At 61.6% G+C, this 23054-nt stretch carries 22 protein-coding genes; 6 read left to right on the top strand and 16 right to left on the bottom strand.

Translation table 11 applies throughout. The annotated features are described in order from the left end of the window. Positions 1–6 precede the first annotated feature (6 nt). The 11 genes from M727_RS0115910 to M727_RS0115860 form a co-directional block, all read right to left on the bottom strand. Entirely contained in the window at positions 7–603 is a 597-nt protein-coding gene (locus M727_RS0115910) for a histidine phosphatase family protein (protein WP_027153512.1), read from the bottom strand. Further along, on the bottom strand, positions 600–1703 hold the full coding sequence (locus M727_RS0115905) for an inositol-3-phosphate synthase (protein ID WP_027153511.1): 1104 nt from the start codon (positions 1701–1703) through the stop codon (positions 600–602). Before M727_RS0115905 ends, M727_RS0115910 begins: the two co-directional genes overlap by 4 nt. Before the next feature lie 161 nt (positions 1704–1864). Next, entirely contained in the window at positions 1865–2014 is a 150-nt protein-coding gene (locus M727_RS40005) for a hypothetical protein (protein WP_084646751.1), read from the bottom strand. Between the two features lie 170 nt (positions 2015–2184). Then, complete coding sequence (locus tag M727_RS0115895) at positions 2185–3231, bottom strand: UDP-glucuronic acid decarboxylase family protein (RefSeq protein WP_027153510.1); 1047 nt, start codon at positions 3229–3231, stop codon at positions 2185–2187. A gap of 23 nt (positions 3232–3254) precedes the next feature. After that, on the bottom strand, positions 3255–4364 hold the full coding sequence (locus M727_RS0115890; protein WP_027153509.1) for a glycosyltransferase: 1110 nt from the start codon (positions 4362–4364) through the stop codon (positions 3255–3257). After that, a complete protein-coding gene (locus tag M727_RS0115885; protein WP_027153508.1) occupies positions 4361–5455 on the bottom strand; it encodes a glycosyltransferase in 1095 nt (364 codons plus the stop codon). Before M727_RS0115885 ends, M727_RS0115890 begins: the two co-directional genes overlap by 4 nt. Beyond that, entirely contained in the window at positions 5452–6582 is a 1131-nt protein-coding gene (locus M727_RS0115880; protein ID WP_027153507.1) for a glycosyltransferase, read from the bottom strand. The genes M727_RS0115885 and M727_RS0115880 overlap by 4 nt, the downstream gene beginning before the upstream one ends. A gap of 2 nt (positions 6583–6584) precedes the next feature. Beyond that, positions 6585–7685, bottom strand: coding sequence for a glycosyltransferase family 4 protein (locus M727_RS0115875; protein ID WP_027153506.1), 1101 nt, complete (start codon positions 7683–7685; stop codon positions 6585–6587). After that, positions 7670–8962: a TIGR04295 family B12-binding domain-containing radical SAM protein gene (locus M727_RS0115870; RefSeq protein ID WP_027153505.1), complete on the bottom strand. Its 1293-nt coding sequence runs from the start codon at positions 8960–8962 to the stop codon at positions 7670–7672. Before M727_RS0115870 ends, M727_RS0115875 begins: the two co-directional genes overlap by 16 nt. After that, on the bottom strand, positions 8959–10026 hold the full coding sequence (locus tag M727_RS0115865) for an NAD-dependent epimerase/dehydratase family protein (protein ID WP_027153504.1): 1068 nt from the start codon (positions 10024–10026) through the stop codon (positions 8959–8961). Before M727_RS0115865 ends, M727_RS0115870 begins: the two co-directional genes overlap by 4 nt. Further along, complete coding sequence (locus M727_RS0115860) at positions 10023–11129, bottom strand: SDR family NAD(P)-dependent oxidoreductase (protein ID WP_027153503.1); 1107 nt, start codon at positions 11127–11129, stop codon at positions 10023–10025. Before M727_RS0115860 ends, M727_RS0115865 begins: the two co-directional genes overlap by 4 nt. 249 nt (positions 11130–11378) lie before the next feature. Between M727_RS0115860 and M727_RS0115855 the strand changes: the two genes are divergently transcribed. Continuing rightward, positions 11379–11648 carry a hypothetical protein gene (locus tag M727_RS0115855; protein WP_027153502.1) on the top strand — a complete coding sequence of 90 codons (270 nt, stop codon included), beginning with the start codon at positions 11379–11381 and terminating at the stop codon, positions 11646–11648. A 116-nt stretch (positions 11649–11764) separates the two neighbouring features. On the opposite strand, the gene M727_RS0115850 is transcribed toward M727_RS0115855, so the two are convergent. Both M727_RS0115850 and M727_RS41525 read right to left on the bottom strand, forming a co-directional pair. Continuing rightward, positions 11765–12361: a response regulator gene (locus M727_RS0115850; RefSeq protein ID WP_036262365.1), complete on the bottom strand. Its 597-nt coding sequence runs from the start codon at positions 12359–12361 to the stop codon at positions 11765–11767. A gap of 1 nt (position 12362) precedes the next feature. Next, positions 12363–12560, bottom strand: a complete 198-nt coding sequence (locus M727_RS41525; protein ID WP_156941545.1) for a hypothetical protein — start codon at positions 12558–12560, stop codon at positions 12363–12365. Between the two features lie 167 nt (positions 12561–12727). Here M727_RS41525 and M727_RS0115845 point away from each other — a divergent pair, with 167 nt between their 5' ends. Together M727_RS0115845 and M727_RS0115840 are read left to right on the top strand one after the other, a co-directional pair. Further along, the gene (locus M727_RS0115845; RefSeq protein ID WP_051505624.1) at positions 12728–15826 is read left to right on the top strand and encodes a CheR family methyltransferase; all 3099 of its coding nucleotides are present in this window, start codon (positions 12728–12730) and stop codon (positions 15824–15826) included. Beyond that, entirely contained in the window at positions 15823–16182 is a 360-nt protein-coding gene (locus M727_RS0115840; RefSeq protein ID WP_027153499.1) for a response regulator, read from the top strand. The genes M727_RS0115845 and M727_RS0115840 overlap by 4 nt, the downstream gene beginning before the upstream one ends. 29 nt (positions 16183–16211) lie before the next feature. Here the strand turns inward: M727_RS0115840 and M727_RS0115835 are convergent, their stop codons facing one another. Beyond that, entirely contained in the window at positions 16212–16451 is a 240-nt protein-coding gene (locus M727_RS0115835; protein ID WP_036262362.1) for a hypothetical protein, read from the bottom strand. A 220-nt stretch (positions 16452–16671) separates the two neighbouring features. Between M727_RS0115835 and M727_RS0115830 the strand changes: the two genes are divergently transcribed. Beyond that, the gene (locus M727_RS0115830) at positions 16672–16890 is read left to right on the top strand and encodes a hypothetical protein (RefSeq protein ID WP_027153497.1); all 219 of its coding nucleotides are present in this window, start codon (positions 16672–16674) and stop codon (positions 16888–16890) included. Between the two features lie 1218 nt (positions 16891–18108). Then, positions 18109–20661 carry a caspase family protein gene (locus M727_RS0115815; protein WP_027153495.1) on the top strand — a complete coding sequence of 851 codons (2553 nt, stop codon included), beginning with the start codon at positions 18109–18111 and terminating at the stop codon, positions 20659–20661. 508 nt (positions 20662–21169) lie between these two features. Here M727_RS0115815 and M727_RS0115810 read toward each other — a convergent pair. After that, positions 21170–21742, bottom strand: coding sequence for a hypothetical protein (locus M727_RS0115810; RefSeq protein ID WP_027153494.1), 573 nt, complete (start codon positions 21740–21742; stop codon positions 21170–21172). Positions 21743–21932: 190 nt separating this feature from the next. Here M727_RS0115810 and M727_RS0115805 point away from each other — a divergent pair, with 190 nt between their 5' ends. Then, the gene (locus M727_RS0115805) at positions 21933–22463 is read left to right on the top strand and encodes an OmpA family protein (protein ID WP_027153493.1); all 531 of its coding nucleotides are present in this window, start codon (positions 21933–21935) and stop codon (positions 22461–22463) included. Between the two features lie 401 nt (positions 22464–22864). Here M727_RS0115805 and M727_RS36510 read toward each other — a convergent pair. Then, a partial coding sequence (locus M727_RS36510; protein ID WP_036262359.1) for a hypothetical protein occupies positions 22865–23054 on the bottom strand: 190 nt, incomplete at its 5' end.

Here is a 23054-nt window from a genome sequence, read left to right as displayed (position 1 = left end):
TCCTCGTCAGGCGGCTTCGTTCAGTCGGATCAGCTTGGAGCCCCAGTCACCGGACACGACCGTGGTGATCGAAGCGGGGTCGATATCGAAGCGAAAACAGTCTCCCAGCGGCAAGCCGAGCACCTTGCAGACGGCGGCTTTGATCACGTCGGCATGGCTGACCAGTGCCACGGACTGGTTCTGGTACCGTTTGCGAAGCTGCTGCATCAGCGAGACGACACGTTGCTGGACGTCCAGCATTGTCTCGCCGCCGGGCGTCCTCGCCTGCTGGCGTTGACTGTTCCACGTCAGCCAGTCGGCGTCCTGGCTCAACTCTTCGAAGGTCTTGCCCGACCACGCGCCGAAGTCGATCTCATCGAGTTCCTCGCGGATTGTAATCTTCTCGCGATTGCAGGCGATTGCGATCGGTTTTGCGGTTTCCAGTGTTCGTTCGCGCGGGCTGCAACAGATGGCCGCCAGCGGCCGCGCCACCATGTGGCTGGCCAGGCGCGAGGCTTGTGCCCTGCCGGTTTCGCCAAGACAAACTCCAGCCATGCGTCCGGCAAGATAGTCGCCGACATTGTCGTGCGCCGCATGGCGGATCAAGAAGAACGTCGTCGTCATTCCGCGGCATCAAGCATCGGCTCGTCCCTCCCGGCGATGAAAGACAGCGTGCGCAGGCGTGCCTCGGCATCGGTGAACTGCTCGGGCGGCGACTTCATGAAATAGCTGCAAGGGCCGGTCAGCGCCCCCGCGATGCCGCGGTCAAGCGCCAGTTTGGCGCAACGGACAGCGTCGATAACGACTCCGGCCGAGTTGGGCGAATCCCATACTTCCAGTTTCAGCTCTGCATTCAGCGGCACGCCGCCGAACGTCGTGCCTTCGACGCGGATGTAGGCCCATTTTCGATCGGTAAGCCAGGGCACATGGTCGCTGGGGCCGACATGGATGTTGCCGGCCTCCAGGGGAACGTCGAACTGGCTGGCTACGGATTGTGTCTTGGAAATTTTCTTCGATTCCAGCCGCTCGCGCTCCAGCATGTTGAGGAAATCGGTGTTGCCGCCGAAATTCAGCTGATAGGTGCGGTCGATGCGGACGCCGCGCTCGCGGAACAGATTGGCGAGCAACCGATGCACGATCGTCGCGCCGACCTGGCTTTTGATATCGTCGCCGACCAGCGGCAGACCGCGCTGTTCAAAGCGCCGGCGCCATTCCGGCCGCGATGCGATAAAGACCGGTATGCAGTTGACGAAAGCGCAACCAGCCTCGAGCGCGCACTCGGCATAAAAACGCGTAGCTTCTTCCGAGCCGACCGGCAGATATGAGACCAGTACGTCTGCGCCGCTTTCCCGAAGCAGCGCGCTGACATTCGCGACCGGCTCTTCTGACTCCTCGATCTCATCGCGCAGATATTTGCCGATACCGTCAAGTGTCGGTCCGCGCTCGACGCGAACGCCGGTTGCTGCAACATCGGCAAAGCGGAAGGTATTGTTGGGCGCATTGTATATCGCTTCCGCCACATCGCGCCCAACTTTGCCCTTGGCGACGTCGAAAGCACAAACCACCTCGATGTCACCGACATGATAGCCGCCGAGATCAGCATGCATCAGGCCCGGTATCGGCTCATTGCCGCTGGCGTCCCGATAATATGAGAGGCCCTGGACAAGGGAAGACGCGCAATTGCCGACGCCGGCTATTCCAATCCGTACCTTTTTCGATCCCACGAAACTGCCGCCATCGCTGTTGAAGGTAAGTTCCTCGCGCCGAACTGTCAGCTGCCAGGAATGTTCCTTGCGACCTGGAAAAATCACCAACCTCTATTCGGAGCAAAGCTGCGCCCGGTGCTTTGCGTGGCCTGGGCCGATCGACCTCAGCACGGCAAGCCTCAGTCGAGCGTTCGCAGCATATCCGCTTCTTTTTCCAGGATGGTGGCCACTTCCTCTCGCTCAAGATGCGTCATCATCAGGCTTACACAGCATTCGAGGTAGGTGATCGAGGCACGTCTCAGAAAGGCAGCCGCTTCCCTTTCGGCCATTTGCTCGATGTCCCTGGCGGATCGTTTTCGATGCACGCGTCCGTTCTCCCTGCCGATATTCGCCCAACGGCGAGATCGACCGGATGTTCCCACAATGAGAAAAAGTGAAGCGCCTGTCGGGACGGTCCGGCCTCACCATGACCATGCCCGCGGGCACACTCTCCCCGACGTCAGGCCGGCAGGTTTTGCAGTCGGCCTGAAGCGGATCTCACGCTTGTCGCAATTGGGGAAATTCGATCCTGGTTACGGCTGGCCTCGAGTTCCGTAAAATAGCTGATCGTCTGCATCAGGCCTTGCTTGAGCGGCACCTTTGGCGACCAGTCGAGAAGGGTTTTTGCACGGGAAATGTCCGGTTGCCGCCGGCGAGGGTCGTCTTGCGGCAGTGGCAGGAATTTGAAGACCGAGTTGCTATGGGTCAAATCCCTCACCAATCCGGCCAGTTGAAGGACGGTGAATTCCCCGGGATTGCCCAAATTGACCGGCTGGCGCGGATTGGGATCGACATCCATAAGGCGGACCAGACCGTCGACCAGATCGGAGACGTAGCAGAACGACCTGGTCTGCAGCCCGTCGCCGAAAATCGTCAGCGGTCTCTTCTCGAGCGCCTGCATCACAAGATTCGAGACGATCCGGCCGTCGGCAGGATCCATCCTCGGACCATAGGTGTTGAAGATGCGCGCGACCCGGATATCGGCCATTTCGGTTCTCAAATAGTCGAAGCACAAGGTTTCGGCGGTTCGCTTACCCTCGTCATAGCAGGCACGAGGACCGGTGCAGTTCACGTGACCGAAATAGTCTTCCCTTTGCGGGTGCTGTTCCGGATCGCCATACACTTCGCTTGTCGATGCCTGCAGGAAGCGAGCATTGTTTCGGGCGGCAAGCTCAAGCAGATTGAGGGTTCCGATCACGCAGGTCCGCGTGGTGTGGATCGGATCAGCCTGGTAGCGCGGCGGCGATGCGGCGCACGCCAGGTTGAAAATGCGGTCGACCGGCTCAGCAAGGTCCAATGGCCGACAAATATCCTGCTCGATCAGCCGGAACCGAGGACGGTCCATCATCGAGACGATGTTTTCCATCCGACCGGTAAGAAAATTGTCGACACAGATCACACGGCACCCGGCCTGAAGCAGTGTTTCGCAAAGATGCGAACCGAGGAAACCCGCGCCGCCGGCGACAAGCGCCGTTCTGGTCCGTTGCGTCCTTCTTGATCGCCGCATCTCTATTTTCTCCTGTCTGCCAGTCATGCTGCACTTTCGATGTTCAGATCGAGAGCTGGACGTGCCGATCTTGGCCGCGCCAGCAGCGAAACGAATTCGCGGGCTCTCGCGGCGCTTGTATGTGCCGCCAGGATCGTTGCACGCGCTCGCTTGGCCATAGCCAGCCTGACGCGGTCGGATTGGCTGGACAGGATATCGATCACGTCTTCGGCTTGGCCGGCCGTGTTGATCGTGGCCGTCGGAAAGAAGCTATCCAGACCGGTCCAGCGATCGCTGATGATCGCGGTGCCACAGGCAGCCGCCTCGAAGAGGCGTACGCTGGGAGACCACCCAGCCGCTATCATGGAGCTGCGCGTGACGTTCAACGTATAGCGCTGGCGGCTGTAGAACGAGGCATGATCCGCCGGCGGCAAGTGCTCGATGCGATCGACGTTGCTTGGCCAGACGGTCTCGGACGGGAATTGCGAGCCGGCCACGACGAAGCGACGGCCCGGCATGCGTCTTGCCGGTTCGAGCAGGAGAGCATCCAGCGTCGCCTGCCGGTCCGAGCTGTAAGTGCCGAGATAGCCAAGGTCCCAGCAGATTGGATCGGCCGTTCGGCGATGCCGCTCCGGGTCGACGGAGCAGTAGAGCGGCTCGGCGCGCCGTGCACCGAAGTCCGCCGCCAAACGGGCGAGCGTTGGCCCGCCGGTGAACGAGAAATAGACGTCGAAATACGGGATTTGCCGTCGGCATAGGTAGTCGCAATCATCCGCGTCGAGCTTTGCCAGCGTGACCGGCGTGTCGATGTCGTAGAAGCAGAACTGGCCCGTGCACAGGGACGCGACGATCTCGGTGACGGCTCGCCCCTCCGGAACGAACGACCCGACCACCACGACATCGGCTTGCTGCAGGCAGCCGGCATAGGTCCGACGAAGATCGTTCGTCGTTTCGTAGTAGCCCAACGTGCAGAAATCTGGGTCACGCAGATCGCGATGGTTCGCATACCATGGCACGTCGCGCTCCAGGAAGGTGACGCGATGGCCGAGCTCGCGCAGGCCCTTCAGCAACCCCCTAAAGGTCGTGGCATGGCCGTTTCCCCATGAAGAGGACAAAGACAGGCCAAGAAAGACGATGTCGAGCCGCTTGGTCATTCCGCTGCCTCCACAGTGGGGCGCTCGAAATGACGCCTGAAGACAGCGTCGGCCACAGCGGCCCTTAACGCATAGGTATGCTCGGCGAGAACACGCCGAAGCGCAGATTCGCCGATCGCCCTTGCCCGCTGGGGGGTGAGGGTGCGCATGATTTCGGTGACATCGTTGCCATCGCGCGCCACCAGGATCTCCTCCCCGGGGGCCAGAAACAGTTCGACGCCGAGCCAGGCGTCGGTGATGAGGCATGCGCCGGCACCCGCAGCCTCGAAGACGCGCGTGGCAGGCGAAAAGCCGTTGGCGGCCATGCTGTCGCGGCTGATGTTCAGCACCGCCTTGGGGGTGACATTGAACGCATTGTGGTCCCGCGTCCCGACGTGGCCGAGCCATGCGACATTTGCTGGTAGCTGCTTGTCACCCCAACCCGATCCGCCGAGCAGGAAACGCTGATCGCCCGAACGGCTGGCCGGATCGAGGAAGAAAGCTTCGACGCGTGCTTCACGGTCCGGCAAGCGGTTGCCGAGAAAGGCAAGGTCGCAGGCGAAACGCTTGTCCTTCGCGACCGGATGGTGCGTTTCGGGATCGAGCGCATTGTAGATCGGCACGCATTCGGCAGCCCCCAGCGCACGATAGGCCCAGACGACCGGATCGCCGCCGCCATAGGTGAGGACAAGGTCGATCTCCCGCAACGCGCGGTGCAGGGGATGATCCGGCTCGTCGCGCAATTGGCCCAGAGTGGCCGGTGCGTCGACATCCCAGAACACTGTCAGCGCATCCGTCCGGGCGTGGTCGAGTACGGCGCGCAGCAGCGCCTCGTCTTCGAAGCCTACTCCGCTGGCCTTGACCACGATATCAGCTTCGCCTGCGCTTGCTGCCACCTGCATCAGCGCATGCGGGGTCGCCTCGTAGATGACGACGTTGCACCAGTCCGGTGCCTCGATATCGCGGTTCTTCTGCCGGTCGTAGACGTCCGGCTCATAGAAAGTGATCTCGTAGCCGAGCTGAGAAAGCGCCTTGAGCAATCCGCGATAATAAGTCGCCGCGCCGTTCCAGTAGGACGACAGGAGGCTCGATCCATAAAATGCAATCTTCATGCGACTGTCTCCTCTATGACGATGCGATCGATGGCTTGGCGGTTGCCGCATTCGGCGAGCACGTCGAACAGCTCGTCCGCCCGGTGCCGGCAAGTGTGTCGCGTCCGGATGGTTTCGAGGCCGGATCTCACCAGAGAGGCGGCTAGATCAGCATCGTCCAGCACGTCGCGAAGATGACGGCACATCTGCGATCCGTCGCGCGCGAAAAGAAAGTCGATGCCTGGCCTGAAGAGTTGTTCGACATCGGCCCAGGGCGCCGACACGAGCGGGATGCCACAGGCGAGCCCCTCGAACATGCGGATCGTCGGGATGCCGGGCAGGTTCTCCCGATAGGGGCGCCGCGGAATGTGGACGGTAACGCGGTGTGCCGCGAACGCCTTGGGCACCTCGGCATTGGCAATCCAGCCTTCGTAACCGAGGCCGGCGGCGGCAAGGTCGGCGAGCGCTTCGCGTGGATAGCGCACGCCATGAACACTGCCAGCCAGGCCAAGTTCTTCCACCGGATCGATCAGGAATTCCTTGATTTCGGCACTGCGCTCGTCATCACCCCAGTTGCCGATCCAGATCAGATCGGCAGTCGGGTCGATCTCCGGGTGCGGCTTGAACAGGCGCTCATCCGCCGCCTCGTGCCAGGTGAAGGCACGTTTGCCCCAGCCGGCGCGAAGGTAGCTTTCCCGCAACGCCTCGCCGAAGGCGAGCACGCCGTCATAATGCTCCAGCCGCAGGGCCGAGATCGCCTGGGTCGCCGAGACGGCGCGGTGGTGGGTGTCATGGAACAGAAGCGTAAAGCCCCCTCCATTCGCCCTGGTCCTGCCGATGCGCTCGACAACCTCCGGATCAGTCCATTCGTGGACAATGACCACATCGGCGCCGGCAATCCAGCCTTCATGGTCGAAGGAGGCGTCGTAGGTCACCGACATCAGCTCCGGAAAATCCTTTCTGAAGCGCTCGACCGCGAAGGACCCTTTCTCTGCCAGCAGGTTCGAACGGCTCCAGCCGTCTGCCGGCTCCAGCGCGATCGCCTGGTGCCCGCGTGCAACGAGCTCCCGCATGATGCCACGCAGGAAATGTGCGTTGCCGTGGTTCCAATCGGAAACGACCGAATGGGTATAGAACAGGAACCGCATTGTCAGCGTTCCGCAACGGCCAGGGCGGCCCGATCGTAGATGTCGTGCATGGCCGCCGCTTGTCTTGCCGGTGAAAACTTGCGCGCTCGGCGTGCGGCGGCGTCGCCGAGCCGGCGCCTGTACTGGGCGTCGTCAGAGAGACATTCGACACATCTGGCGAGATCGCGTGGATCATGGACGTCGTAGAACATAGCCGCGCCATTCCACAATTCGCGATAGGTCGGGATGTCGGCAAGCACCAAAGGTGTCGCGGACGTCGCTGCCTCCAGTGCGGCAAGGCCAAAGGGTTCATAGACGGACGGCGATACGAAGATGCCGGCCCGCGCCATCAAGCGACGCACCTCATCGTGGCAGACAGAACCCAGAGGAACGACATTGCTGAAATTGGCGCGTTGGCCATCGCCGCCCTCGATCGGCCCGGCAGCAAAGACCGGCCATTTCGTCAGCGATGCTGCCTGGTCCAGCGTAGCTGCATTCTTCCCTTCGTCCCACCAGCGCGCGGCGGCGAGAACCACTGGTTCGCGTCTCTCTGCCTTTGGACCCGGCCGTGTGCCGTTGCTGACAACGCTCAGGCGGGCGATCGGCCCGTAGCAGGCCTCGAGCATGTCGGCATGGCTGCGGCTGGGCGCGATTACCGCATTGGCCCAATCGAAACCGCGTCTGTTGCGGTCCTTCTGCCAGGCCCATTCGCCGTCCACAGCCTGTCCCCTGACGGCGTGGAGCCAAGTCACGACGCATGAGTGCGAGACCGTCACGACCGGGCAGGGCAGATCAAGTCCAACGGCCTGTGTCGGCGCATTGAGATGGACGAGGTCGATCGCGTGATCGCCAACAAGCGCGCGCAGTTCCTGCGGCAACATTTCCAGATCGTTCTCATTGCGGGTCATCCAGTCCGGCGGTGTCTTGAGCCACGCCAAATCAGCGAAAGCCTGTGCCTCCTTCGCCTGCTCTTCGGACGGTTCCGGGCCTAGCCCGGCGAGCACGATGCTGTCGCCGCCATGAGCCAACTCCCGCGCCAGATCGAGCGCGTAGCGCCAGACGCCGCCGACGGCATCGACGGTCATCAGGATTCGCCGCGGGCGGCGGATCAGTGACTGCAACATGTCGCCTCCAACTCGGCCAGCGCTCGCGGGCGCTTCTCCTGGATGTCGCTGAACGTCCGGAACGAGGCCAGGTAATGCTCGTGGGCGCGCTCCCAGGCGAGATCGTCGGGCTCGCCCCAAAGCTCGCGATAGCTGGGCGAACTGGGGTAGGGATAGAGCGGCACCGGCTCGTTGGCCCACACGCCGCGGTCAATGAGGTGCTTGCGCCAATGATCGACCAGAGCCGGATCGTCCTCGACGACGCCGATCAGATTGGCTTGGACGAACGGGACGTGACGTCGTGCATTGACCAGCAAGGCGGCCAGTTCCTCGGTGCCCAGCCGGCAACGCTTTGCCAGCATGGCCCGGCCTTCCACCGTCAGGCTTTCGAGGCCGGCTTCGATCGAAACGCAGCCGGCGGCACCCAGCAGTTCGAGGAGCTCCGGCTTCCAAAGATCGATGCGGGTCTGCACGCCAAACTTGACGTCGCGATCGACCAGTGCCTCCAGCAGCGCCTTCTGTGGCAGGAAGATCTCGTCGATAAAATAGATGTAGCCGACGCCTTGCCCGATCAGCAGATCGATTTCAGCGATGATCGCATCGTGGTTCCTGCGGCGGTAGGCGTCGCGGAAATCGATCTTGGCGCAGAAGCTGCAATTGTAGGGGCAGCCGCGAGACGCCTCGACCTCCGCTCCTAAACCCAGCTGATCGTCGTCGAACCGGTGGTGATGGTGCGAATGCGCGGCAACCCAATCGGACGGCCAACTGAGCGGCGGATGATCGACAAACGAACTGGCGTGAACGCCGCCATTGCCGACAAGTTTTCCCTGGTCGAGATGAGCGGTGTGGGGCACGGCGCTCCAATCGTCACTGCGGGCGAGTTCGGCGACGACCTCTTCGCATTCGCCACGCACGACGACATCGACGCCCAGCTTGCGCAGCGTCGGCGCCGGCGTCGCCGAGCCGTGCGGCCCGACAGCCACTGTACGGCCGCCGCGCCCGGCGAGGCGGTTGAGGAAGTCGGCCGGCACACGCAGCTCGGGCGGCGCGCAGCGCCAGAACAAATAGGTCGGCGCCGTGCTGACGACGGTCATGGCTGGTGCAAAAGCGGCGACGCGATCGGCAAGTGCTGCGTTGTCCAGCTTCTGGATTTGCCCGTCCAGCATCAGCGCCTGATGGCCGTCTGCCTCCAGCAAGGCTTTCGAATAGCCCAGTTCCAGCGGCAGATGTGGCTGGCGGCAGCCGAAATAGATGCTGTCCTGATAGGTCCAGAACGGATTGACCAGGGCGACTTTCATGCCACGTACCTCGCTGGTTCAGGCTCGAGGCGATGACGCCGGAGCCAGTCGGCGAGATCGCGGACGCCGTCGCGCCAGCAGACATGCGCTTTCCAGTCGAGCGTCGCTTCTAACTTGCGGGTATCGGCGACAAAGAAAGGTTGGTCGCCGGTGCGTTCCCGGTCGTAGCGGATCGCGAGGTTCCGCCCGGTCAGCTCGCCGATCTCCTCGATCAGCATGCGCAGGCTGACGGCGTTGCCCGGTCCGCCACCGAGATTGAATGCCTGGCCCTTGATGTCGTCGATCCGGGCAAGTACCCCGCGATAGGCCGCAACGGCGTCGCTGACATGAAGGATATCGCGCACCTGTTTGCCGTTGCCGTAGATCGTGATCGGCCGGCCGGAAAGCGCGCTGAGCAGAAAATGGGCGACCCAGCCCTGGTCCTCCGTGCCGAACTGGCGCGGCCCGTAGATGCAGCTCATGCGTAGGACCGCGGTCGGCAGATCGTACGACTTGGCATAATCGAGCACATATTGGTCGGCCGCGCCTTTGGAGCAGCCATAGGGGGTGCAGAATTCCAGACCGCAGGTCTCGTCTATGCCGTTGGCGCGGATGCCGGCATCGCAGGGCACGCACCGATCGTCCTCTTCGCGCACTGTGACGTCGGGCAGGCCGCCATAGACCTTGTTGGTGCTGGCGAAGATCACGGGAATGGGTCTGCCGCTGCGGCGAGCCGCTTCCAAAACGTTGAAGGTTCCGCGAAGATTGATGTCGAAATCTTCGCTTGGCTGGACGAGGCTCGTGGTGACGGCGGTCTGCGCAGCGAGATGGAATATCGCCCTGGCATGCGCCAAAAGCGGCGCCAGCACGTCTTCGTCCCGGACATCAGCGGTTTCCACGGCAAGTTGATTGCCGTGCTTCTGCGCCAGCCAAGCCAGGTTCTGGTCGACGCCCGGGCGGCTGAGATTGTCGATGACCAGCACCGGCACCCCATCCGACAACAGGCTGTCGGCGAGGTTCGAGCCGATGAAGCCGCTGCCGCCGACGATGGCAACCGGCGCTTCACGAAAACCGTCCGGCCTCATGATACCAGTCCCCGCTCTTCGAGTTCCCGTTTCATGTCGGCGCCGCGGTCGATGGCGACCGTGTTGCGCACCCATGCGACGAACTCGTCGAGTGAATCCTCCAGCCGGTGCTGCGGCTCGAAACCGAGCAGTTCGCGCGCCTTCGAGATGTCGGCGAAGCAATTGCGGATATCGCCGGCGCGCGCCTTGCCGAGAATTTCAGGCCGATGGTCCGGCACACCCATGGCGTCGGCGAGCAGCCGGGCGACCTCGCTGATCGCATAGGCCCGTCCGCTGCCGATGTTGATGACGTGGCCGCGCGCCTGGCGTTGTTCCAGCGCCAGGCGGAACGCGCGGGCGACGTCGCGCACATGCACGAAGTCGCGTTTCTGCTCGCCATCTTCGAAAATCATCGGCCGCTGTCCGTTGGCGAGGCGGGAAGCGAAATTCGCCAGGACGCCGGTGTAAGGGTTTGACAGCGCCTGTCCGGCGCCGAAGACGTTGAACAGGCGCAGCGCCACCGCATCGACGCCATAGGCATCGCCGAAGATCAGCACGGCGCGCTCCTGGGCATATTTCGTCAGCGCATAGATCGAGGCGAGGTCGACCGGCTTTTCCTCGTCAGTCGGCAGGGGCGACAGGCTTTCATCCGCCGCCGACAGCGGATTCCATTGGCCGCTCTTGACGTCGCCGGCCTGCCGCCGTGCATTGTCGACGCGCCGGCCGCCTGGCGTGGCATAGAGACCCTCGCCGTAGACGCTCATCGACGAAGCGACGACGATCCGCTCGACCGGATGTTTGATCAGTGCCTCGAGCAGGGTGGCGGTGCCGAGGTCGTTGGCGCCGACATAGCGGGCGATCTCGTACATGGACTGGCCGACGCCGACCTCGGCGGCGAGATGAACGGTGGCGTCGACGCCCTGCAGCGCCTCGGCGACGGCGGCGCGATCGCGAACGTCACCTTTGATCAGTTCGGCTCCTGCCGGCAGGCTGATCGCCTCGCTGCCGTGCACCTGTTCCAGCAGCGCATCGAGAATGCAGACGGCATAACCATGTTCAACGAGTTCCTGGACGACGTGGCGGCCGATGAAACCGCACCCTCCTGTAACCAGTATGCGTTTCACGACAACTCCTTACGTAGTTGGCCTTGGCGCCCCGAACTGTTTGGCAAAAGGTTTGTTCCCTCTGCTTCAACAAAGATGGTTTTGGCGAGGCTGCAACCTGAGGTGAACGCATGGCGAACGAGCCTTGGGCGATGCGCTGGAACATTGCAGCTTCTTTGGTGTTAGGGGCGCTCATCCGGTCCGTGGGCGGCCCGTGGGCGCAAGCCAGGAGGCCACACGCCTGCAAGGTCTGGATCAAAGGAGGTTCCAATGTCTGAATCGAAGACAACCACCAATCATGACGAGATCCGCCAATGGGCCGAAGATCGTGGTGGCCGACCGGCAGTTGTACGAACCAGGGGCGAGGGCGGCATCTTGCGGATCGATTTTGGCGAGCCCGAGGAGAAGCTCGAACCCATCGAATGGGATGAGTTCTTCCGGATTTTCGACGAGAACGATCTGACTTTCCTTTACCAGGACGAAACCGGCTCTGGAAAAAACAGCCGGTTCAACAAATTCATCGACCGCAAGAACGGCTGAGGAAGCTGCTAACTCAGCGCTGTCGGGTAGCTCTTAGGCGCGCCTCGCGTTCTGATAGAGGACTTAACTATAGATCGCTGTTTTCGCCTACTTTTCAGACCGTTAGAAAACCAATCTCAGTGCAGCAGGCTGGTTCCGCCCGATCCGGCAATGTTTCGCATGATGCCGTTCAGCCAGTCTTCGGTCGATACACCGGGCCGCCGCCTGTCGATCTCGCCGATGGCGCGCTCCAGTGTTCGTTCGACCAGCCGATCGGAAGCACCGACGTCGCCCAGAAGCAGCCGCGCCGCGAGCCTGAGCTTCGGCAGAAGTGAAAACACATTGTCCGACAGGTTCACGGCAGGGCGACCGGCAAGGGCGGATTTTTCCGGAGGGAACAAGGCGTCGAAGACGGCGTAGCTGTCCGACGACTTTCGAAGATTGCTGGCGTGGCGGAGACGTTCGGGAATGACGGTGTCCTCGTCACCGCTGAAAAAGACGAAGGGAACGCCGCGGCGCATCAGTTCGTCTGCGATCGGAAACACCCGCCGGCCGTTGAGATTGACGTCGAGGATCGCCGCCTCAGCCATCTCGGTATGCATGGAGGCGTGTTCGACCGTCGCCGCAGGGCCGAGGACGACCGCGCCCATATTGCCGAAATATCGTGCAAGATCGCCGGCCAATACCCAATCGTCTTCAACGATCAGTATGCGCACCCCTCTGAGATCGCGCACCTCATCGTCCTTTCTTCGAGCGGGATTTCCAATTGTCCGCACGGGCTTGTTCTGAATGCTCCTGCAAGGCTGCCTGCAATCGTTTCGCCAAAACCAGCATGCGGGGCGGAATGGATTCGTTTCCCGGCAAACTCAGCAAATCCTCGAAGCGCAACGACGCTCGTCTTGTCGGCTTCAGGTCAGGTGTGCGCTTTGTCATTGGAGTTCCACAACAATCCCGACTTTAACGCCGTCTGCACGGACTTGTTCCGGCCCTCTTGCACGTTATATGCTGAATGTTGCGTTCAGCCCGGTCGTGGGTTTTGGGTCGATTTGGCGGCCTTGTCGTCCAGACTGTTCAACCGAGGGCTTGCGGTGACATCCCAGATGAAGAGATTTCCCATTGTGGGCGTCGGCGCCTCAGCCGGCGGCATTCCAGCAATGGAAGGCCTGTTCAAAGGCATCACCGGCCAGCCCGGCATGGCGTTCGTCATCGTCACCCATCTCAGCCCCGAGCGCGAAAGCCTGCTTCATGAGGTCGTCGGACGTTACACGCAACTGCCGGTTGTTGTCGTCGAGGACGGCACCACTGTGCTGTCCGACCACGTCTATGTGATGCCGCAAAACGTCGTTCTCACGATCGAGCGGGGAGTGCTGCACCTGCGGCCATCCAACGTGCTCAGCCGCGAGCGCAAGCCGATCGATATATTCTTTAGCGCGTTGGCCGAGGATCAGGGCGAATATGCGGTTGCGGTCATTTTGTCGGGCGGCGATTCCGACGGCACGCTTGGCGCCAAGGCGATCAAGGAGCGTGGCGGACTGACGGTCGCCCAGGCTCCCGACGGCTACGGTCCGCGCAATCCGGACATGCCGAAAAGTGCGATCTCCAGCGGGCTGATCGACATTGCGGCGCCGGCGGAGGAGATCGGCGCGAAGCTCGAGGGGTTCGCCCGCAGCTTCGACATGCTGAACGGGGTTGCCGGAGGCGGCGAGCACGAGACGGCAGAACTGGGTCGGCTCCGCGACGAGATCTACGGCATTCTGCAGGGCCAATCCGGCCACGATTTCTCAGGCTACAAGACCAAGACATTCTTGCGGCGCATCAAGCGGCGCATGCAGATCGGACAGCTTGATTCCATTGAAGAGTATGTTGAATGGCTGAAGAAGGACCCTCGCGAGGTGGCGAACCTTTTTCGTGACCTTTTGATCAACGTCACCGATTTTTTCCGTGATCCCGACGCGTTCAAGCTGCTCGAGGACAAGGTCGTACCGCAGCTGTTCGAGGGCAAGACCGCCAGCGACGCCGTCAGGATCTGGGTGCCTGGCTGCGCCACCGGCGAGGAGGTGTTCTCCATCGGCATGCTGTTGCGCGAACACATGGAGACGCTTTCGGTTGTGCCACGCGTCCAGATATTTGCGACCGACATCGATGAGCCCGCGCTTGCGGTGGCGCGCGCGGCGCGTTACCCGGCGGCATTGCTGCAGGGCGTCTCGCCCGAGCGCAGGCAGCGTTTTTTCAGCAGCGCCGGCGAGAGCTACGTGCTTGCGAACGAGGTCCGGGAGCTGTGCGTCTTTTCCCCTCACAGCATCGTCCGCGACCCGCCTTTTTCACGCATGGACATGGTTTCATGCCGCAACCTGCTGATCTATTTCGGCTCGGACATCCAGAACCGGGTCATTCCGATCTTCCACTACGCGTTGAAGCCGGGCGGTTATCTTTTCCTCGGCACGTCCGAAAGCGTCGGCCAGCACGACGACCTGTTCGCCACCGTCGACAAGAAGCAGCGCATTTTTCAGGCGCGCGAGCATGCCCCGCCACACATTAGGCTGCCGATGCTGATCGGCGATGGCCGTTCAGGCGCCTTCCTGCCTGAAGGAACGGGGCCGAACAAGCGAACCGCCAGCTATCCGCTTCGGCAGGCGGTCGAGGCACAGGTGCTGGAGCGTTTTGCACCGCCGCATGTTGTGGTGAATGGTGATGGTGACGTCGTGTACTATTCGGCGCGGACCGGCAGATATCTCGAAGCGCCGCAAGGCATTCCGAGCCGGCAGGTGCTAACTTTGGCCCGCTCCGGGCTAAGGCTCGACCTGCGCGCGGCGTTGCGGGACGCCGCCTCGACGCGCCGCACCATCGTGCGGGAAAATGTCGTCATCGACGAGGACGACGAACAGGCCCAGTCGATCAAACTCACTGTCGAGCCCCTGGCGGAACGCGGCAAGGGCGAACGGCTTTATCTCCTCCTGTTCGAACCGACGGGGCCGGTGCAGGCGCGGTCCGATGTTGGGCCCGAAAACCGTAGCAGCGAAGGCGCTGCTGATCTCGAGCGGGAGCTGCGCGAAACCCGCGAGCGACTGCAGTCGACGATCGAGGAGTACGAAACGGCGCTGGAAGAGCTGAAATCGTCGAACGAGGAACTCGTCTCCGTCAACGAGGAGGCGCAGTCGACCAATGAGGAGCTTGAGGCCTCGAAGGAGGAGATGCAGTCGCTCAACGAGGAGCTCAACACGATAAATTCGGAGCTGACCAGCAAGATAGAAGAGCTCGACCGCGCCAACAGCGATTTGCGCAATCTGTTCGAGAGCACGCAGATCGCAACCATCTTCCTCGACCGCAATCTGGTGGTGCGGACCTTTACGCCGGCGGCCTCGTCTTTCTTCAGCCTGCGTCCCTCCGACGTCGGCCGGCCGCTGACCGAGCTTTCGAGCCAGCTCGACTATCCCGAGCTGAAACCGCATATCGATGCCGTCTTCGAAACCGGAGAGACCCTGAACCATCATCTGGCGCGCGACAACCAGGGCCGGTTTTATATGGTTCGCATCAATCCGTATCGCGACAAGGATAACAGGATCCAGGGCGTCGTGGTCACACTGGTCGACGTCACCACCCTGGCCGAGACGGAAGAGCAAAACCGGGTGCTCATTTCGGAGCTCAACCACCGCGTCAAGAACATGCTGGCGGTGGTCGCCAGCATCGCCAACCGCACCCGTGAAAGTTCGGAATCGAAGGAAGAGTTCGCCGAAGCGCTGATCGGTCGCCTGCACGCCATGTCGCGGGCTTACGGTCTGCTGTCGAAGGAACGCTGGAAAGAAGCTTCGATCAACGAACTGCTGCATCAGGAGCTCGAACCTTTCAGCATTGACCGGTTCGAGCTTGACGGCGCTGAAGTGAAGCTTAGCCCGCAACAGGGCCTTTCCCTTAGCATGGCCATTCATGAACTGGCGACCAACGCCGCAAAATATGGCGCGCTGTCGAAGCCCGAGGGCAGGGTGGCGCTGACGTGGTCGGCAGATGGCGACATTTTCAGGCTTGCCTGGCGCGAGAGAGGTGGGCCGCCGGTCAGAAAGCCCGAAATCAACGGCTTCGGGCTTTCGCTGTTGCAGGGCGAGATCGGCTACCGGCTTGGCGGAAACGTCGAGACCACCTTCAATCGTGACGGTCTTGAGGTCCAGATCACATTCCCGATGATGCGCAAGGAGGCGCCGTGAGCGACCCGCTGCGCGTCCTGGTGGTCGAGGACGAATGGCTCATCGCCGAGGACATCGCTGCTTGTCTGCGCGCTTCGGGACATCAGGTGATCGGCCCCGCCCCTTCGGTGGCGGCGGCGCTTCGCCTTATCGGCGAAAAGCCTGTCGACGTGGCGCTGCTGGATGTTCAACTGCATGGCGAAACGAGCCTGGCGATCGCAGAGGAATTACAAACCCGCCACATTCCGTTTGCCTGCCTGACCGGATTTGGGCCGCGCGATGTTCCATCCGCGTTCGCCAATTTCAAGTTTGTTCGCAAGCCGGCAGATCAGGCTGCCATTCTCAAAGCCTTGGCTGAATTGGTCCCGACGTCCTAGCTCGTTTCAGCAGCCGCTGGCATCGCCCTTCAGTCCAGCGGCCTTTCGGTCGGCCGCGGCGTGGTGCCTTGCTGGCGCGGCCGGCCGGCGTTGCGGTTCGCCACCGGATTGTCCAGCGGAGCGGTCGAGGGCTTCGATGTTCCCGCGGTTTTCGGCGTCGGCGGCCTCGCTCCGGTATCCGGATCGTCAGCGTCCCGCCTTGGACGTCGCAAGCCGGCGGCATTTGCCTGCCGGATTGCCGGCTTCGATGTGGTATTCTTGTTGGCCATGGTGTCTCCTTCCTGCTGCGACGGAAACAACGGATGGGTTCGTTCGTTGCTCACAGCGCCTACGTTTCAACCGCCGGCACGGTGCGAAGTTCCACGACCTGCGGCTTCAGGAGTCTCCTTCGGTGTGCAATTTATGCGGCAAGGCATTGATCCCGCGCATCCATGGTAGATGGGAACCATTTTCGATACTGGCTGTTCGGCTCGCAGGAAGGAGCCGGACATGGAGCGACGTAACGCTATACTTTCGCTTGTGATAGCAGCGATCATTATCGTCGGCTTTCTCATTGGCTTTTTGTATGCCGATATGGGCTGGCGCACCTCGCCACTCAAAAGAGCCCAGGAGCAAAACCAGGGCGGGAACGCCCCGGCCGACACCTCGCCTGCCGCGGGCGTCGAGAAGAACCCCCAAGAGAATACCGAGATGCCGGATCAGCAATAACCGCGATCCCTGGCAGAGCTACAAACCGGGGGAGCGCATTGGCGACAAGCTGGATGGCCTCGCCCGACGCCGGCAACCAATCGCTGTGTCGGTTTGCTGGTGATGTCGGACTTACTGTGGCTGCTGATGCCTGGCTGCCAACGCAGCGGCCTCTTCCTCCGTCGTTGAAATCCCTGCTGCTGATGTAAGCGATTTCTGGCATTTGCGCATGGGAAGCACGGCGTGCTCAGTCTCCAGAGACGAAAGCCGGCCGATCCTGCTGCTTCTTGCCAACGCATCTTGATTGGCCCTTGCTGCAAGCCACTCTGCCCGCTCCCGCGGCAAGCCGATAAGGCAAATACCAGCGAAGTACGCAGGCACATCCACGGTCGTATCGAACACGGCCCATGTGTTGGTCGGTTCCTGAACGGGCAAAAACCTCATAACAGCTCCTGCTAATATATAGCACGAACTTACGGACGGAGCACTGTTCCGGCATCAACCAAACGAAGGAGAATTTTTCGTTTTGCCACGCTGCGGCGCGCTGAGCCTCGCGACTTGATCCACAGCTTCTGCATCGCGGCTGCGACGTGCCCGAAATAGGTGGCAGATCTCGATGAGCGAACGCATCCAGGAGCCCGCCAAGCGGCGGCGCTTTTGCGTGCCGGCTATCCGCCTTCAGTGCCCCATCTCGCGGGAGCGCTGCTCGGAACCAGGAATCCACTTTTTAGCAACTCCAGGGCGTCGAGTGCCTCCTCATCCTGCAAATTTGTCAGAGCCACCCCGTCTGCGAAGACAACCCTATTGTCGTCTATGTCATAGACCTCCCAAAGCCCTTCCTTGATCCGTCGAATGGCGTGCCGATGCTCCATAAGCAGACGCTAATTGAGTCGCGGAAATGGTGGCTAGTAAAAATCAGGGGCAGGCCGACATTAGCAGTGGAAAACCTCAGGCGCCCTGACGCGTGATGCGTGTGCGAAGCCAAGGGTATGCCAGCCGCGTGGCCCGAGGGGACCGTATCGACCACGAGCAAATAGCCAGGTTGAGAATCCGTTTGACGCTCATTGCGGACACTCGGGCTCTGATGTAATTTAGGGATCGATCAAGTGAGGAATATACCGCTGTCGCGACGGCTTTTCTCTCTTTTCTGTCTCGGCAGATAGCATGCTCTCTAACGGACCTTGGCACTGCAAGCTGTGTTCTTGTGGTCGCCAGGTAACGACGGTTAAGGGATTTGCCATGCTCCGACGTTGCGGCTTCGTTGCGGCCTTGATGCTCGCAAGCGTCACGACTTTCGACGCTTCTGCAGTCGAACGAAGGGTCGCCTTTGTAATCGGCAACTCCGATTACCAGGAAATCTCGGCCCTCAAGAACCCGGCCAAAGATGTGGTGGACGTGTCCAACACGTTTCGAGCGGCTGGGTTTGATGTTTTCGTCGCCAGCAATCTTACAAAGCTGCAATTTGAAGATCAGTTCCGCAACTATCTTGCCGCCGTGGACGGCGCGGATGTGGCTGTCGTCTACTATTCCGGCCACGGCTTTCAGATCGGCGGCGAAAATTTCCTGATCCCTGTCGATGCCTCGTTGAAAGATGCGGCGGACGTCGAGGTCCAGGCAATCAAGCTGAACGATGTGCTGCAGCAGATGCGTTCGAAATCGAAGATCCAGGTGATCATCCTCGATGCCTGCCGCAACAATCCATTCCCTCGCAAGGACTATTGGCTCAGAGACCAGCTTCTTACCGCCAGCGGCACCGGACTTGCGCAAGTAAGAAGCTCGTTGAACACACTGATTGCTTTCGCCACCGAACCCGGCGCGGTCGCCTATGACGGCGCCGGCGACCTCAGCCCTTTTTCATTGGCGTTTTCTCGTCGCGCGCTCGCCCCGAACCAGGAGATCCGCACGGTCATGTCGGCCGTCCGCCGGGATGTGGTTGAGGCGACCAAGGGCCTGCAGGTTCCCTGGGAGAACTCTTCGCTGATTGACGAAGTCGTCCTGATGCGTCGCACCAGCCGCCCATCGCTGCCGCCGGTATTGGAGAAGGTCGTGCTGTCCGGGGCCGGCCCCATCGATCTGGACCTCCCGGAACCGGTCCAGGTCGACGGCGGGACAATAACCGTCAGCATCGAAAGACTACCCGCCTTGGGACGCCTGATGCTGGACGGCAAGGTCGTCGAGGCGGGAGAACTGATCCAGGGCAAGGATTTGCCGCGTTTGCAGTTGGATGTCCCCAAGGGAACTGGCGAGCCGGAAGAGATGGATATGCTGGCCTACGCCGCACGCGACAGTTGGGGCGGCGAAGCCAAGGGCATGCTGGTGTTCCGGGTCAAGAGCGGCGAAGGAGCCGAGGGCGAACAGGTGATGGCCTCGCTCGAAGCCGAGCAGAAGCAGCAGGTGCTGCAGCGCGGCATTCATGTCACCGGTGCGGCCGAGGCGATCGAGAACCGGGACGTCGACGTTCCGGTCGGCGTCGGCGCCGTTGCCCTGAACCTCGACGTCCCGACAGACGATGCGGCGGTCAGCCTGAAAGTCACAAACTATCCGGCAACGGGGACGCTCTCCCTGCCGGATCGGACCCTGTCGCCCGAATCGAGCTTGACGGTCGGCGAAGTCGAGGGGCTGCGCTATGAACCCCAGATCGGAGCCAGTGCACCGGTCGAGATCGCCTTCGAAATTCGGGCGGACAGCGGCGCAGCCAAACCCGCCAAGATGAAACTGTCGCCGAGCGTCGATCCATGCGACCTGGCTGCCGGCGAACCTCTCGACCTTCAGGGCGTGGTCCCCGGCCTGCTGCCAAATGAAATCGGCGCCGACGCGGTGAAGCTGTGCGAGGCTGCGGTGAAGGCGTATCCCGATGTCGCCCGCTTCCGTTATGAACTGGGGCGCGCGCTGCTTGCAGCCGGCAAGGTGGACCAGGCCAGGAAAGCGATCCAGCAGGCCGCCGACAGGGGGCACGTGCGCGCGGTGTTCGAGCTCGGCTACCTCCATGCGACGGGAACGGGCCAGGCTGTCGACCGCAAGCAGGCCAACACCTTCTACGCGGTGGCATCCGACAAGGGTGACCCCTACGGCATGACGGCATGGGGTCGTGCCCTGTTCCATGGAAACGGCGTCGAGCGCGACACCGCCAAGGGGCTGGATCTGCTGCTCAAGGCGGCATCGATGGGGCACACCTATGCCATGAACGATCTCGGCGCGATCTTCACCGAAGGCCGCAACGGCGTGCCCGCCGACCAGGCCCGTGCCGTTGCCTTCCTGAAGGCCGGCGTCCAGCGCCAGGACATGTATTCGATGAACTTGCTCGGTCGCAATTACCTCAGCGGTCGAGGCGTCGAGAAGGATCCGAAGGCTGCGCTGGAGCTTTTTCAGAAGGCCATCGACCTCGGCCAGCCCTATGCGCCGGCCAGTCTTGCGCGCATGTACCGTGATGGCGTTGGCGTCGAGCAGAACCTTGATGAAGCCCAACGCCTGTTTGAACTGGCAACCTCGCGCGGTGACCAGTCCGGCGCCTATGATCGCGCGGCTCTCGAGATGCAAAAGGGCGACCAGGCCGACCAGGCCGTCGCCGTGCGTTTCCTGGCATTCACAGTAGCGCTCGATTTTCGCAATGAATTGCCTGACGCCCGCGCGACGTTGGCGAAATTCGGGGCCAAGCCGAAAGCGGCGGCGTTGAAGCAGCTGCGTGGGGAACTCAAGTCGAAGATTCCGTTGAGCGGTTCTGTCGACAAGCAACTGGTCAAAGTGGCGAGGGCGGTCTGGGAACAAGCCAATCCGCGTCGGGATTTGTTCTGATCAACAAGGAGGCAATGGTGGGCAGAAATCGGAAGCAGGCAACAATCGGGATAACTCTGTCCATCGCCTTGGCGGGGGTCACGGGCTGCACATCCTGGCCACCCCTTCAACCGACGCCGCTGGTGGCGACGCCAGCACCGGCGCCGAAGGTCGTTCGCAGAGCCCCGGCGCCGCGGAAGGTCGTCAACCCGGCTCCCAAACCGGTAGCCGCCAGGAAAGCGTTTAAACCGGTCGCGGACGAGCCGGCTGCTCCCGTAATCATTCCGACTTCGGGAGGTGGTGGCGGAACTGGCCGGAGTGGGGGGAGTGGCGGGAGTGGCGGGAGCAGCGGAGGAGGAGGCGGCTGGGGAGGAGGATAGCGTTGAATGGCTGCTGCAAGTAAGCCAATTAGAGCATTTACGGCCAAGTGGAGTCACTTGGCGTCGCAGAAATGCGGCTAAATCAAACAGATAGATCTGGATGCTCAGCTCAATTTGAACGTATCCCGCTCGCGGATCCGGGCGACGGTCTAACTCGCATCCGCTGACTGGCGCAGCGCCTCTGTCTCCGCCAACTGGATGCCCATTTCGACAAACGCGGAAAGAACTGAAAAGCGATCCTCCAGTGCAACGCGTGCCAGTCCGGCCAGAACCCCCGCACTCACCGCGCGCGCGGCTGGCGGCAAGGCCGATAGCGCTGGCGCCTCCATGGCTGAACCGTTGCCATGCCGTCCTGCAGCCAGGGCAATCCAGGCGGCCGGCGTTGTTGGCGGCATTGCCGCAGCCTTGTCCACTTCCGGGCGATGGTGAGGGCTCTCCGGTTCGCTGACCCAGTCACGAACAACCGCGAGCAATTCCTGATCCCTGCTGTCGAGCAGAACGGTGAGGTGGCTCAGGCATTCATGTGCCCACCACACCGCAGCCCGTTCGGGAAGCAGATAGGCACAGAACGTAATCGCCTCCTCTGGCACCCGCCCGGCCAGCAGGGCGCGGCAAAATTCGATTGAAGGCTGTTCGGTCGGAAGTGCCACCATGTCCCTGGAAACAGCGGGGCAGGCCATGAAAAGGTCCCGTGCCGTTTTGAATCGAAGCTCATTGGCCATGGCGCCACGCTTTCCCCAGGGAACAATCGACACTGAAGCCCTGGACCGGGCGGGTCAAGTCTCCAGTCCCTGGCAAGATGCGACTGCCCTCCATCACTCGTATGCTTGACGTTTATTGACAGACAACCGCTTCGCAATTTGGTATTGTCCGCAGTCGATGAAATCGATGCTCAAGACAGGAGTAACCGTTATGCGGTTGGGCAGTTTAGCCTTCGTGTTTACGGTCGCGTTTTATTCGACCCACGCTTTTGCTGATCCACTTCAGAAATCAGAAGACATCGTGAAGTTTTTTGACGCGGCGAGCGAGCTCGGCCCGCCGCGTGGAATTTGCGTCGGCACCGAAGAAGAGTGCAACAGCAAGAACAAGGCAGCGCCTGCCGAAAAAACCAGCCTCGACATGCTGATCAATTTCGGCCTTGATTCTGCGGAACTCGATGCGACTGCCCGCGCTGAACTGGACGAGTTCGCCAAGGCACTGAAGGACCGCCGACTGAGCACTTTGAACTTCGTTGTCGAGGGTCACACAGATGCAACCGGCTCGGAGCGCTACAACGAGGGGCTGTCGGAACGCAGGGCCAGATCGGTAACAACCTTCCTCACCTCCAACGGCATCGATCCTGCCCGCATCAAAGCGACAGGCCTGGGCGAAGCGAGCCCGCGCAACCCCAATCCATTCGATCCGGTAAACCGCCGGGTGGAAATGCGGATAAGGACCGAGTAGCTGGAGCGGGTGCGCTGGACCATTTTGCAGTCAAATGGAATCACTTTCGACAGCACTCCGGCCAACACCCCTCGACCGTCTTGGCGCTGCGCGCCAATCCACCTTCTTCCACAGGGGGAGAAGGCAAGAGCGCGCTATTACCGCTACGGTTGCAAACTCCGGTCGCCGACGTAAGCGATTTGGCTCCCCCTTCTCCCCTTGTGGGAGAAGGTGGCCGCGAAGCGGCCGGATGAGGGGTGTTCCAGCTTGGCACCGACAGCACTCCGGCCAACACCCCTCAACCGTCTTGGCGCTGCGCGCCAATCCACCTTCTCCCACAAGGGGAGAAGGCAAGAGCGCGCTATTACCGCCACGCGTAGCAGAAATGCGGCTAAAACAAATAGATAGAGCGGGATGCTGGCTCACAGCGCATTCTGAACGGAACTCACCATAGCCGTGATCGCCTGCTTGTATTTTTCGAACTCGGGCGATGTCTGCCGGACTTCCGTCGTTGTCGTTGTCTGTTGGCTCACTTCAACCATCGCCGGGCTCAGCTTCCGCCCCATTTTCCTTTCGGCCCAGCTCACGACATAGCTGGCGGACTTGCCGGTG

It is taken from the genome of Mesorhizobium sp. WSM2561 (genome assembly GCF_000513915.1).
GTDB classification, from domain to species: Bacteria; Pseudomonadota; Alphaproteobacteria; order Rhizobiales; family Rhizobiaceae; genus Mesorhizobium; species Mesorhizobium muleiense.
The sequence above is the reverse complement of the archived record's forward strand: the minus strand, read 5'-3'. Positions and strand labels throughout refer to the sequence as shown.